This window comes from Streptomyces sp. NPDC002138 (assembly GCF_040296485.1).
In the GTDB taxonomy this organism is placed as follows: Bacteria; Actinomycetota; Actinomycetes; order Streptomycetales; family Streptomycetaceae; genus Streptomyces.
The window spans coordinates 48,801-60,800 of sequence record NZ_JBEOXE010000047.1; the positions used below are offsets into that span (position 1 = coordinate 48,801).

10 protein-coding genes, 3 tRNA genes and 1 pseudogene are annotated in these 12,000 nt (G+C 73.3%); 8 read left to right on the top strand and 6 right to left on the bottom strand.

Translation table 11 applies throughout. From position 1 onward, the window contains the following. Positions 1–2: 2 nt before the first annotated feature. Complete coding sequence (gene purS, locus ABT084_RS26910; RefSeq protein ID WP_008740952.1) at positions 3–254, bottom strand: phosphoribosylformylglycinamidine synthase subunit PurS; 252 nt, start codon at positions 252–254, stop codon at positions 3–5. A gap of 320 nt (positions 255–574) precedes the next feature. On the opposite strand from purS, the gene ABT084_RS26915 reads away from it, so the two are divergent. From ABT084_RS26915 to ABT084_RS26950, 8 genes are all read left to right on the top strand, one after another. Beyond that, entirely contained in the window at positions 575–892 is a 318-nt protein-coding gene (locus ABT084_RS26915; RefSeq protein WP_351048887.1) for a histone-like nucleoid-structuring protein Lsr2, read from the top strand. Between the two features lie 88 nt (positions 893–980). Next, positions 981–1,052 (top strand) — tRNA-Gly (locus tag ABT084_RS26920). A gap of 93 nt (positions 1,053–1,145) precedes the next feature. After that, positions 1,146–1,218 (top strand) — tRNA-Gly (locus ABT084_RS26925). A 171-nt stretch (positions 1,219–1,389) separates the two neighbouring features. Beyond that, positions 1,390–2,337 carry an ABC transporter ATP-binding protein gene (locus ABT084_RS26930; RefSeq protein ID WP_351048890.1) on the top strand — a complete coding sequence of 316 codons (948 nt, stop codon included), beginning with the start codon at positions 1,390–1,392 and terminating at the stop codon, positions 2,335–2,337. Beyond that, positions 2,334–3,107, top strand: coding sequence for an ABC transporter permease (locus tag ABT084_RS26935; protein ID WP_351048893.1), 774 nt, complete (start codon positions 2,334–2,336; stop codon positions 3,105–3,107). Before ABT084_RS26930 ends, ABT084_RS26935 begins: the two co-directional genes overlap by 4 nt. 21 nt (positions 3,108–3,128) lie before the next feature. After that, positions 3,129–4,397, top strand: coding sequence for a sensor histidine kinase (locus tag ABT084_RS26940; protein WP_351048896.1), 1,269 nt, complete (start codon positions 3,129–3,131; stop codon positions 4,395–4,397). A 29-nt stretch (positions 4,398–4,426) separates the two neighbouring features. Further along, complete coding sequence (locus ABT084_RS26945; RefSeq protein WP_502969208.1) at positions 4,427–5,056, top strand: response regulator; 630 nt, start codon at positions 4,427–4,429, stop codon at positions 5,054–5,056. Between the two features lie 22 nt (positions 5,057–5,078). Further along, positions 5,079–5,151 (top strand) — tRNA-Gly (locus tag ABT084_RS26950). A 132-nt stretch (positions 5,152–5,283) separates the two neighbouring features. Here the strand turns inward: ABT084_RS26950 and ABT084_RS26955 are convergent. The 5 genes and pseudogenes from ABT084_RS26955 to ABT084_RS26975 form a co-directional block, all read right to left on the bottom strand. Beyond that, on the bottom strand, positions 5,284–6,195 hold the full coding sequence (locus ABT084_RS26955) for a phosphoribosylaminoimidazolesuccinocarboxamide synthase (RefSeq protein WP_351048903.1): 912 nt from the start codon (positions 6,193–6,195) through the stop codon (positions 5,284–5,286). A 97-nt stretch (positions 6,196–6,292) separates the two neighbouring features. Further along, the gene (locus tag ABT084_RS26960) at positions 6,293–7,768 is read right to left on the bottom strand and encodes a N,N-dimethylformamidase beta subunit family domain-containing protein (protein ID WP_351048905.1); all 1,476 of its coding nucleotides are present in this window, start codon (positions 7,766–7,768) and stop codon (positions 6,293–6,295) included. Between the two features lie 294 nt (positions 7,769–8,062). Further along, entirely contained in the window at positions 8,063–9,730 is a 1,668-nt protein-coding gene (locus tag ABT084_RS26965) for a hypothetical protein (protein WP_351048908.1), read from the bottom strand. Between the two features lie 309 nt (positions 9,731–10,039). Next, a complete protein-coding gene (gene purD, locus ABT084_RS26970; RefSeq protein ID WP_351048911.1) occupies positions 10,040–11,293 on the bottom strand; it encodes a phosphoribosylamine--glycine ligase in 1,254 nt (417 codons plus the stop codon). 59 nt (positions 11,294–11,352) lie between these two features. Next, positions 11,353–11,913: pseudogene (locus ABT084_RS26975) on the bottom strand (DNA polymerase III subunit gamma and tau); the annotation flags it as partial. Positions 11,914–12,000 lie beyond the last annotated feature (87 nt).

Sequence of the window (12,000 nt, forward strand, 5' to 3'; positions counted from 1 at the left end):
CGTCAGGCCTCGACCTTCACGGTGAAGTCTTCGATGACGGTGTTGGCGAGGAACGTTTCGGCCATCTTGTGGATGCGGTCGAGGGCGGCCTGGTCGACCGGTCCCTCCACCTCCAGTTCGAAGCGCTTCCCCTGGCGGACGTCGGCGATCCCCTCGAAGCCCAGACGCGGCAGTGCACGCTGCACCGCCTGGCCCTGGGGGTCGAGGATCTCCGGCTTGAGCATGACGTCGACTACGACGCGTGCCACTGGCACTCCCGTGTGGTGGTTGGTGCGAAGGCGGTTCCATCAGCGTACCCGGCCAAAATTTCTACGCGGGTAGATATCGGGCGGGGGCCTCGGGCGCGGGGTTTCGACTTCACCAACGCTTCGCAAAATCCACCGGAAAAACACGCACCCGGGATTGCGGCGGGACACGCGGAGAGAATTAACTGGGCTTCGCTATACAACGTCATTCACTGTACAAAGGAATCCCCCGCAAAAACGGGGGAAAGAAGCATTGCTCCGAAGCATCCACACAGTCGGCATCACCGCACGTCACCCCGTGCTGGTGCCGCACGAAGGGACCGATATACGTGGCGCAGCGCGTAGTAGTCACGATCTCCGACGACATCGACGGCGGAGAAGCGGCGGAAACGGTCGTCTTCGCTCTGGACGGTAAGTCGTACGAGATCGACCTCAATGTCGCCAACGCAAAGAAGCTCCGGAAGGGTCTGGCTCCTTACGTGGCCGCAGGCCGCCGGCAGTCCCGCTCCGGGAAGACCTTCAAGCACACGGCGATCGCTCCCGACCCGGCGGTCGTCCGCGCCTGGGCGCGCTCCAACCAGCTCGACGTGCCGCCCCGCGGCCGCATCCCCAAGAAGGTCTACGAGGCGTACAACGCCGCTCACTGACCCTCGATTTGCCATCCACCCCCAGGGATCGGCTAGTGTGTGGATCACGCCGAGGGGCCAGACCGCAGGTCAAAGCCCCGAAGGTCGTGCGGGTGTAGTTCAGTAGCAGAACATCCTCCTTCCAGGAGGAAGGCGCAGTGTGCAATTCCTGTCACCCGCTCTGCACGCTTTACCGACCACTGTGGTGGATCGGGTAGAGTGATGCTCGCGACCGCTTGGTGGCTTCCTACGAGGAAGCGATCTTTGCGAGTTTGCGGACGTAGCTCAGTTGGTAGAGCACCACCTTGCCAAGGTGGATGTCGCGAGTTCGAGTCTCGTCGTCCGCTCTTGTTCCAAGAGTTTCACCGGAAGGCCCCAGTCATCGACTGGGGCCTTCCGCGTTCCCTCCCCCGTTCCCTCTCGCCTTCCCTCCCGCGGTGCGCGGCCCTGACATATGTCATCGGACGCGGTGACAGCGCGCACTGACCCGCTCCCGGAACCGGCCGGAGTCTGGAGTCATGACTGACACCGAGCGGACAGTGATCGAAGCCGCGGAGCTGCGCCGCGGCTACTCCGGCGGGTTCGAGGCCGTGCGCGGCATCTCCTTCTCCGTCACCCGGGGCGAGGTCTTCGCCCTTCTGGGGACGAACGGCGCCGGGAAGACCTCCACCGTCGAGCTGCTGGAGGGGCTGGCCGCTCCGAGCGGCGGCCGGGTCCGGGTCTTCGGGCTCGACCCCTTCCGGCAGCGGGCCGCCGTGCGCCCGCGCACCGGGGTGATGCTCCAGGAGGGCGGGTTCCCCTCCGACCTGTCCGTCGCGGAGACCGTCCGGATGTGGTCCGGGGTCACCAGCGGCGCCCGCCCGGGCGCGGAGGTGCTGGAGCTGGTCCGGCTCGGGGCGCGGGCGGACGTACGGGTCAAGCAGCTGTCCGGCGGGGAGCGGCGGCGGCTCGATCTGGCGCTGGCCCTGCTCGGGCGGCCCGAGGTGCTCTTCCTCGACGAGCCGACCACCGGCATGGACCCCGAAGGGCGACAGGACACCTGGGCGTTGGTCCGGGCGCTGCGGGACGAGGGCACCACGGTGCTGCTGACCACGCACTACCTGGAGGAGGCCGAGGCGCTGGCGGACCGGCTGGCGATCCTGCACGAGGGGGAGCTCGTCCTGTCCGGGACCCCGGCCGAGGTGACCGCGACCCGGCCGGCCCGGATCCGGTTCACGCTGCCCGCCGGGGTGGCGGCGGCCCGGCTGCCGCTGTCGCTGCGGGCCGCCGCCGACGGGCGGCGGGTGGAGATCCGTACCGAGCGGCTCCAGTCCGCGCTCGGCGAGCTGCTGCGCTGGGCCGACGAGGCGGCGGTGGAGCTGGGCGGGCTCGACGCCCGGTCCGCCTCGCTGGAGGAGGCCTTCCTGGAGATCGCCCGGAGCCGCCGGGCGGCCGACCGCGACGACGAGATGGCGGGTGCCCGATGACTGCCCTGAACAGCGCGCGCGTCCCGGACCTGCGGCCCCGGCGGCTGGCCGCCCTCGCCCGCTCCGAGATCACCCTTCTGGTCCGCAACCGGGCCGCGCTGTCCGTGGCGCTGCTGATGCCGGTGGTGATGGTGCTCTCCCTGCGCTTCACGCTCAGCTCGAACGGCGCGGCGGGCCTGGCGGAAGCCACGCTGACCGGCGGCATCGGGATGGTGCTGCTGATGGTCGTCTACATGAACCTGGTCTCGGCGTACGTCGCCCGGCGCGAGGAACTCGTCCTCAAACGGCTGCGCACCGGCGAGGCGGGCGACCTGGAGATCCTGGCCGGGACCGCGCTGCCCGCCGCCGTACTGGCGCTGGCCCAGATCGCCGGCCTGGCGGTGGCCGGGGCGGCCGTCCTGCACGTGCGCGGCCCGCAGAACCCGGCGGTGCTCGCCCTGGGCGTCCTCGCCGGGATCCTGCTGCTGGCCGGACTCGCCGCGCTCACCAGCGCGTTCACCCGCAATGTGGAGAGCGCGGGCCTGACCACGCTCCCGCTGTTCCTGGCCTCGGTGATCGGATCCGGGCTGTTCGTACCGGTGGACTCGCTGCCGGACGCTCTCGCCCGGGCCGCCGAACTGCTGCCGCTGAGCGGGGTGATGGCCCTGGTGCGGGCGGGCTGGCTCGGCGGGGACGCGGAGTTGCTCGTACCCGCCGCGACCACGCTGGCCTGGATCGCGCTCACGGTGTTTGCTGTCCGGCGGTGGTTCCGCTGGGAACCGCGACGTTAGACGGATCGGGGGGAACCGGCTGTGTCCAGGCTGACGGGGTGGTGGAAGGACCGCGGCAGCGCGGCCAAGGTCGAGCTGTACACGCGCTGGTCGTTCCACTTCTTCGTACTCGTGGAGATCCTGTCGGTCGGGCTGCTCCCGCTCCTGTCGGCCGAGGGCGCCGGAGCGGCGCGCCTGGCCGTCTGCCTGCTGGTCTGCGCGCACGCCGTGCTGTGCGGGGTGCTCACCTCGCGTGCGCTGGACTGGGTGCTCGACCGGCGCCCGCGCCCGCGGCGCCTCGCGCTCGCGACCGCCGCGGCCAGCGCCGTCGTGGCCCTCGTCCCGCTCGCCCTCTCGACGGATCCCGCCGTGCTCGAGGAGGCGCTCGCCGCGACGACGGTGGTCGGAATGCTCTGCTTCGGCGTCGGGGCGCTGACGATCGCGCTGGAGTCGCCGCGCAGGCGGTACGGGCCTCCGGTCGCCGCGGCCGGTACGGCGCTGATGGCGCTCGCGCTGGGCCAGTCGGGCCTGCAGGCGCTGGGATACCTGATCGGGGTGCTGATCAGCAGTCTGTTCCTCTCCTTCACCTACGGCTTCTCGGCATGGCTGCTGACCACCGTGTGGGAGCTGGACCGCGCGCGGGAGGTGCGGGCGCGGCTCGCGGTCGCCGAGGAGCGGCTGCGCTTCGGCCGCGACCTGCACGACGTGATGGGCCGCAACCTGGCGGTGATCGCGCTCAAGAGCGAGCTGGCGGTCCAGCTGGCGCGGCGCGGGCGCCCGGAGGCGGTGGACCAGATGGTCGAGGTGCAGCGGATCGCGCGGGAATCGCAGCGGGAGGTGCGGGACGTGGTGCGGGGTTACCGCGAGGCCGACCTCGGGGTGGAGCTGGAGGGGGCGCGCGGGGTGCTGAGCGCCGCCGGGATCGACTGCCGGGTGGAGCTGCTGGAGCGGCGGAAGCTGCCCGCGGCGGTGCAGTCCGCCCTGGGCTGGGTGGTGCGCGAGGCGACGACCAACGTCCTGCGGCACGGGGACGCCCGGGAGTGCGTGATCCGGCTGGCGGGCGGGGACGCGGGGGCGGTGGTGCTGCTCGTCGAGAACGACGGAGCGCCGCCGCATCCGGCCGGGCCGCCGGGTTCGGGGCTCGCCGGGCTGCGGGAGCGGCTGGCGGCGCTGGGCGGCTCGCTGGAGGCGGGGACCGTCCCGGCGGGAGGTACGCCGGATACGGCCGCGCCGGGCGTGTTCCGGCTGCGGGCCGAGGTGCCCGGGCAGCGGCTGCGGGTGGAGATCGCGCACGAGGAGGCACGGACGTGACCGGAGGAGACGCGGGAGTGGCGGGCGGCGTGGCGGCCGGCGGTGCGGGGAGTCCCGTACGGGTGCTGCTCGCCGACGACGAGCACCTGATCCGGGGCGCGCTGGCCGCGCTGCTGGGGCTGGAGGACGACCTCCTCGTGGTCGCCGAGGCGGCCACGGGCCCGGAGGCGCTCGCCATGGCGCGGGCGCACCGCCCCGACGTGGCGGTGCTGGACCTCCAGATGCCGGGGGCGGACGGTGTGAGCGTGGCCACATCGCTGCGGGCCGAACTCCCCGGCTGCCGGACGATGATCGTGACCAGTCACGGGCGCCCGGGGCACCTGAAGAGGGCGCTGGCCGCGGGGGTCCGGGCCTTCGCGCCCAAGACGGTGTCGGCGCAGCGGCTGGCCGAGATCATCCGGACCGTGCACGCCGGAGGGCGGTACGTGGACCCGGAGTTGGCGGCCGACGCGATCAGCGCGGGGGACTCCCCGCTGACCGCGCGGGAGGCCGAGGTGCTGGAGTTCGCGGCGGACGGGGCGCCGGTCGCGGAGATCGCGGAGCGGGCCTCCCTGTCGCAGGGCACCGTGCGCAACTACCTGTCGTCGGCGGCGGCGAAGCTGGGCGCCGAGAACCGGCACACGGCAGTGCGTCTCGCACGCGCCCGGGGTTGGGTATAGTAGGTCTCGCCTTACGGCGCCTGCGGACATAGCTCAGTTGGTAGAGCACCACCTTGCCAAGGTGGATGTCGCGCGTTCGAGTCGCGTTGTCCGCTCTGTAAGGAAGAAGCCCCCGGTCCATGACCGGGGGCTTCTTCGTGTGTCCGGGGCCGGGCGGGGGGCCGGGCCGTGGTGGCCCGAGGCCGTCCGGGGCCCGTGTCGCGCGACGCGGGCCCCGGACGCGCGGCTCAGGTCCAGCTCTTCCAGGTCTGGCCGGTGAGGCGCTCGTACGCCTCGATGTACTTGGCGCGGGTCCGCTCCACGACGTCCTGCGGCAGCGGCGGCGGCGGAAGCTCGCCGTGGCGGTCCCAGCCGGAGGCCGGGGAGGCCAGCCAGTCGCGGACGTACTGCTTGTCGAAGGAGGGCTGGGCCCGGCCCGGCTGCCACAGGTCGGCGGGCCAGAAGCGGGAGGAGTCCGGGGTCAGCACCTCGTCGGCGGCGACCAGGACGCCGTCCTTGGCGAATCCGAACTCGAACTTGGTGTCCGCGAGGATGATCCCGCGCTCCCGGGCGATGTCGCGGGCCCGCCCGTACACGGCGAGGGTGGCCTGGCGCAGCAGCGCCGCCGTCTCGGGGCCGGTGGTGCGCGCGACCTCCTCGTAGGAGACGTTCTCGTCGTGCTCGCCGACCTCGGCCTTGGCGGCCGGGGTGAAGATCGGGGCGGGCAGCTCGGAGCCGTCCTCCAGACCCTCGGGGAGCGCCAGCCCACAGACGGTCCGGGTCTGCCGGTACTCGGCCAGGCCGGAGCCGGTGAGGTAGCCGCGGGCGACGCACTCGATGGCGACCATGTCGAGGTTCTGGCAGATCAGGGTGCGGCCGGCCCAGTCGGCGGGGGCGCCGACGGGCAGCTCGGTGCTGATCACGTGGTTCGGGGTGATGTCCGCGAGCTGGTCGAACCACCACAGGGACAGCTGCGTCAGGACGCGGCCCTTGTCCGGGATCTCGGTGGGCAGCACCCAGTCGAAGGCGGACATCCGGTCGCTCGCGACCATGACGAGGTTGTCGTCCCCGTCGCGGTAGAGGTCGCGCACCTTGCCGGTGTGGAGGTGGACGAGGCCCGGCACCTGAACCGGCTCGGGCTTTTCGACGAATCCGGACACGGGGTCTCCCTGTGGTTCTGTACGAGCGCACGGCCATTCTCCCGCATCGGGTCCCGTGCCCCCGCCCCAGGGGTCCCGGTCCCGGCCGGGCCGCGCGTCAGTCCCGCTTGCAGATCCGGTCGAGGAGATTGGCCGTGGCCTTCTGCACCCGCTCGTCGACATGGCCGGGGCGGTCGAGCGCGGGGGACCAGGCGAAGGTGCCGGAGGCGAAGACGAGGGCGCCGCTCGGGGCGCGGTACAGGGAGGTCTCCTGATGGCGCCGGTGGCCCTCGGTGTCGTCGTACGGAGAGTGCGCGAGCAGGATCCGGTCCTGGTGCTCGGGCAGCTGGGTGCGCGGGAAGTAGCGGTCGGCCTCGCCCGCGACCAGGCCGGGCAGCTCGTCGTTCTCCGCGGCCCCGGTGGAGTCCCAGAGCCAGTGGGTGGCGTTGCGCACGATCAGGGGCGCGGGTTCGGGGACGCGGCCGGCGTACTGGATGCCCAGCAGCTGCTGTTCCGGCCGGTCGACCTCGCGCCAGAGGGCGGGGCGGCCTGGGCCGCGGCGTTTTCGGCAGGTCAGCAGCCGGTCGGGGGTGCCGGACGGCGACGGGGACAGCTCGACCTGCCAGTACATGGTGTTGGCGGAGAGGAAGACCAGCGAGGTGCCGTGGTCGCGGGCGCGCTCCACGGTCCGGCGCATGGGGGTCGTCCAGTACTCATCGTGGCCGGGGAAGACCAGGCCGCGGTAGCGGGTCGGGTCGACGCGGCCCGCGTGCAGGTCGCCGGTGTCGGCGTAGGCCAGGTCGTAGCCGTAGCGCTCGGCCCAGCGGATGAAGTCGTAGGCGTGCCCGACGTGCAGGGGCAGGCCCGCGCCCGCGTAGGGGCGGTCGTAGGAGACGGTGATGGCCGCGTCCTCCTCGCCCAGCAGGCGGCCCTCCTCGTCCCAGGCGTGGTAGAGGCTGGCGCCCGTGTGGCCGTCCTCCGGGTAGAGGTTGTAGGCCTGCCAGGTGATGTCGGGCAGGAGCAGCAGCAGGTCGGCGGGGTGGTCGTCGCGGACCGTGAAGGGGATGTGGGAGCGGTAGCCGTCGTCGGTGGTGAGGACGGCGACGTACGCGCCGAGGTTCCAGTACGAGGGGACCTGGAGCCGCCAGGACAGCCACCAGTGGTGGCAGGAGACGGTGCGGTCGGCGGTGAGGGGGGCGGGCTGGACGATGCCCGACAGCCGTGGACTCGAGTGGATCTTCGAGGCGCCGTCGCCGCCGTAGTGGCCGATCCGGTAGATGTCGACCGAGAACTGCTGGGGCGGGTCCACGGTGATGCGGAAGTCGATGGCCTCGCCGGGGGCGACGGCTCCGGTGGAGGCGAAGCCCTTGATCTGGCGGTGCACGTCGTCGGCGGTGCGGGGGCCGCTGGTGCGGGCGGGCGGGATCTGGCCGGGGGCCAGGGACGGATCGACGTACCAGGGCACGACCTGGCCGGTGTCGTCGAAGTACGTCTCGCTGCCCCGGAACCAGGGCAGCGGGCCCTGGCCGAAGGGATCGGTCACCGCGTGCGCGAGCGCACCTGACTCCCATCGCCGGATCTGGTCCGCACCCATACCGCTCCCCTCCCTCGCTCCCCCGAACGCGCATGCCCCGCCGTGCCGCGGTCCATGTCCACGACCGGTCCCAGCACATCACATAACGCACGCACTCCGTCACCGTTCGTCGCGAATTGACGTGACCGGAACATTCACATCCGGTTACCTGTGCGACCCGCACGCCCCCTCCCGGGGCCCGGGGCGCGCGGGGAGGAGCACGGCGTGGCGGGCGGCGCGCGGCGGGAGGCGGGCGCGGGCGCGCCGACTCGGGCGCGGGGGCGGCGAGCGCGCGGCGCGCCCCGGCCGGCCGGCTCAGACCAGCCGGACCGGCTTCTCCGGCCGGACCCCGAGGTCCGCGAGCCATCCGCGCAGCGGCGCGGGGTCGCCGTCCTCCACCAGCGCCAGCACCGGCGGCGCCAGGTCCGCGCAGCGCGTCCCGGCGACCAGCAGCACCGGCCCGTCCAGCCAGTCCAGGCCCGGCGCACCGCCCGCCGAGTCCACGGCCGCGCAGCACACCATCGCCATGACGTGGTCGGCCAGCAGGTCCCGGCCGCTGCGCGGGGCCTGCAGCGGGAACAGCGGCACCGTGTCGGCGCCGCGCGCCTTCGCCGCTCCGGCTCCCGCGCCGGAGCCGACGCCGGCCCGCTCGGCCACCGCCCGCTCCTCGCGCGCCACGTCCCCGCTGAGCCGTCCGGCCAGCGTGTCCGCGGCGGTGTCGTCGGCCCCGCCGGAGGCGAGATACCGCAGCACCCGCTCCAGCGTCGGGCCGCTCACCGCGTCCCCGGTCACCACGCCCTGCGGCGCGGCCCCGGCGAGGAGGTCGAGCGAGCGGTGCAGCCGGGCCGCCTCCGTACGCCACTTGCGGTCGACGACCTCCTCCGGATACGCCGCCCACTCGACCGGCGACCAGTCCGGGCCCACTTCGGCCGGACCGCCGTGGAAGAGCCGCGCGGCCAGCAGCGAGGCCGCCTCGTCGACCACCCCGGGCTGCTCCAGCAGATCGCACGCGGGGCGCTCGCCCAGCCGGGAGGTGAACCCCTCGGCCAGCCGGTCGCGCCGGGACAGCTCGGTGAGCGCGCGGACCACCCCGGTGTCGAGGTGCGCGGGCCAGCGGCCCATCCGCCAGGCGGGCAGCGCGACCCGGGTCAGCAGCCGGTCCCAGCCCGCGTAGGCCAGGCCGACCTGCTCCTGCGCGACGATGCGCAGCCCGTAGTCCACATCCTGTGCACGGTCCGAGGCGGCCGCGGCCACCCCGCGCTCCATCTCGGCCGCGTCCGTCCGGCACAGCCGCAGCAGCAGCCGGGCCGTGCGGCCGATCCAGCCGAGGCCGGGCCGGTTGCCGACGTCGGCGGCCGCGTCCAGCCCGCGCACGAAGCGGCGGGCGTCGGCTATGTCGGGGTGCGCCGAGGGTCCCGTGCCGGCGACGACCGGGGCGAGGACCGCCCGCAGCTCGGCGACGCGCATCCACCACAGGAACGGCGAACCGATCACCAGGACCGGAGCCGCGCCGGGCGCCGTTTCCGGAGCCTCCCGCGCACCGGCCGCCGCGCCCCGCTTGCGGTGCGCGGCGTGCGTACGGTCCTCCAGCCAGCTGTCGCAGTCGGGTGTCAGGGCTATCGCGGAGGGCGCCGGCACCTTCATCCGGTCGGCCAGGTCCCGCACCATCCGGTAGAGATCGGGCGCGGCCGCCTCCGCCAGCGCGACCGTCGGCGTCACGGCCGGGGCGGCCCGCAGCACGACGGCGCCGAACACACCGGCGACGAGCAGCACGAGCGCCGCGACGGCGCTCAGAACGAGGGTGGCGGTGGCCCAGGACTCACCGGCCAGCCGCCCGGTCATCCGCGCGGCCACCAGGACCACCGCGAAAGCGGCGGGCAGCAGTGCGAGGGCCATGACCCTGCTGCGCACGCGCAGCACGGCCAAGGCGCGGGAGCGCGCGGACTGCGCGCCCACCTCTGTGGTCGATACGGTTCCGGACACGGCCGGACGTCACCCCCTCTGCCCTGCGACGGTGTTGGTCACTCCCTCACTGTGACACCCACGACTGACATCGCAATGCCGGTGGGCCAAGTGCCGGAATGCTTGCGCCGCACCCTAGTTGGGGCGCGGGCGGGCGTCAGGCGGACGGGGCATCGATCACCCGATGGAATGGCTTTGGGTAAAGCTGGGTGCGTTCGAACGCGGCCGGATGCAGTCGCACGCGCGGGCCCGGAGCGCACAGGGTGCGCTCCGGGCCCGCGTCGAGGTGGGGCGGGGAAGACCCCGCCGGTGCGTGCTCTCGGGCCGCTGTCAGCGGCCTTCGGCGGCCTTGGCCGCGATGTCCGTGCGGTGCTGGGAGCCCGCCAGCCGGATCCGGGCGACGGCCTTATACGCCTTCTCCCGGGCCTGCGCCAGATCGGAACCGGTCGCCGTCACCGACAGCACGCGGCCGCCCGCGCTGACGACCGCGTCGCCGTCCCGGCGGGTGCCCGCGTGCAGCACGTACGCGTCGGGGGCGTCCTGCGCCGCGACGTCCGCGAGGCCCTCGATCGGGTCGCCGGTGCGCGGGGTCTCCGGGTAGTTGTGCGAGGCGATGACGACCGTGACGGCCGCGTCCGCGCGCCAGGACAGCGGCGGCTCGGTGTCGAGCGTGCCGCGGGCCGCGTTCAGCAGGACGCCCGCGAGCGGCGTGCGCAGCCGGGCCAGGACGACCTGGGTCTCGGGGTCGCCGAAGCGCGCGTTGAACTCGATGACCCGCACGCCGCGCGAGGTGATCGCGAGACCGGCGTAGAGCAGTCCGGAGAAGGGGGTACCGCGGCGGCGCAGCTCGTCCACGGTCGGCTGGAGCACGCTCGCCATGACCTCGTCGACGAGCTTGGGGTCGGCCCAGGGCAGCGGCGAGTAGGCGCCCATGCCGCCGGTGTTGGGGCCCTCGTCGCCGTCGAGCGCGCGCTTGAAGTCCTGCGCGGGCTGGAGCGGCAGCACGGTGACGCCGTCGGTGATGGCGAAGAGGGAGACCTCGGGGCCGTCGAGGAACTCCTCGATGACCACCCGGTCGCAGGCCAGCGCGTGGGCGCGGGCGGCGGCGCGGTCGTCGGTCACCACGACGCCCTTGCCCGCCGCGAGCCCGTCGTCCTTGACGACGTACGGCGCGCCGAAGGCGTCGAGGGCCTCGTCGACCTCGTCGGGGGTGGTGCAGACGTAGGAACGGGCGGTGGGGACACCGGCCCCGGCCATCACGTCCTTGGCGAAGGCCTTGGATCCTTCGAGCTGCGCCGCCTGCGCGGAGGGGCCGAAGACCGGGATGCCGACCGCGCGCACGGCGTCGGCGACACCCGCGACCAGGGGCGCCTCGGGGCCGACGACGACCAGACCCGCTCCCAGCTCGGTGGCCAGCCGGGCCACGGCTTCGCCGTCGAGGGCGTCCACCGGGCGCAGCTCCGCCACCTCGGCGATGCCGGCGTTGCCGGGGGCGCAGTAAAGCGCGCTGACGTCGGGGTCGAGGGACAGAGAGCGGCACAGGGCGTGTTCGCGGGCGCCGCCGCCGATGACAAGGACCTTCACGGGTGCAGCCTAGCCCGCCCGCGCGGACGGCTTTCGTGCGGCCACCCAAAGAGCGCCCCCTAGTCGTTCGTATATTCCTCCACCACGGTGGCTCCCAGCTCGCGCACGATCAGCTCGTGTCCGGTCAGCGCGCTGTCCACGAGGTCCGGGTCGTCCTCTTCCGGTACGTCGTCCTCGGGGCGTACGGGCTCGCGCGCCGGTACGGGCGCGGACGCGGCCGGGGGCTGCTGCTGGTGCTGCGCCGGAGCCTGCTGCTGCGGCGGGTACGTGGGGGCCGCGGGCTGCGGCGGCCGCGCCGGGGGCTGCGCGGGGGCCTGGGGCGCGTACGAGGGCGGCGGGGCGGAGTAGGAGGTGGAGACGGGGGCGGGCTGACCGCCGCCCACCACGGCCTCGATCCGCCAGCTGACCTGGAACTGCTCGGACAGGACCTGCTTGAGGACGTCCTCGCTGCCGCTGCTCGCGAAGTTGTCGCGGGCCCCGGCGTTGGGGAAGCCGAGCTGGAGGGTGGTGCCGTCGAACCCGGCCACCTGGGCGTTCTGGCTGAGCAGGATCCAGGTGAAGCGGCGCTTGTTCTTGACGGCCTCCAGGACCGCGGGCCACATCGCCTGGACCTGCCCGGCGTGGCGCTCCCGCCAGCAGGACCGTACGCCATTCCACCATAAATAACGAATAGATCACGAACCCTACCGGTTTACAGGTATCGGGTT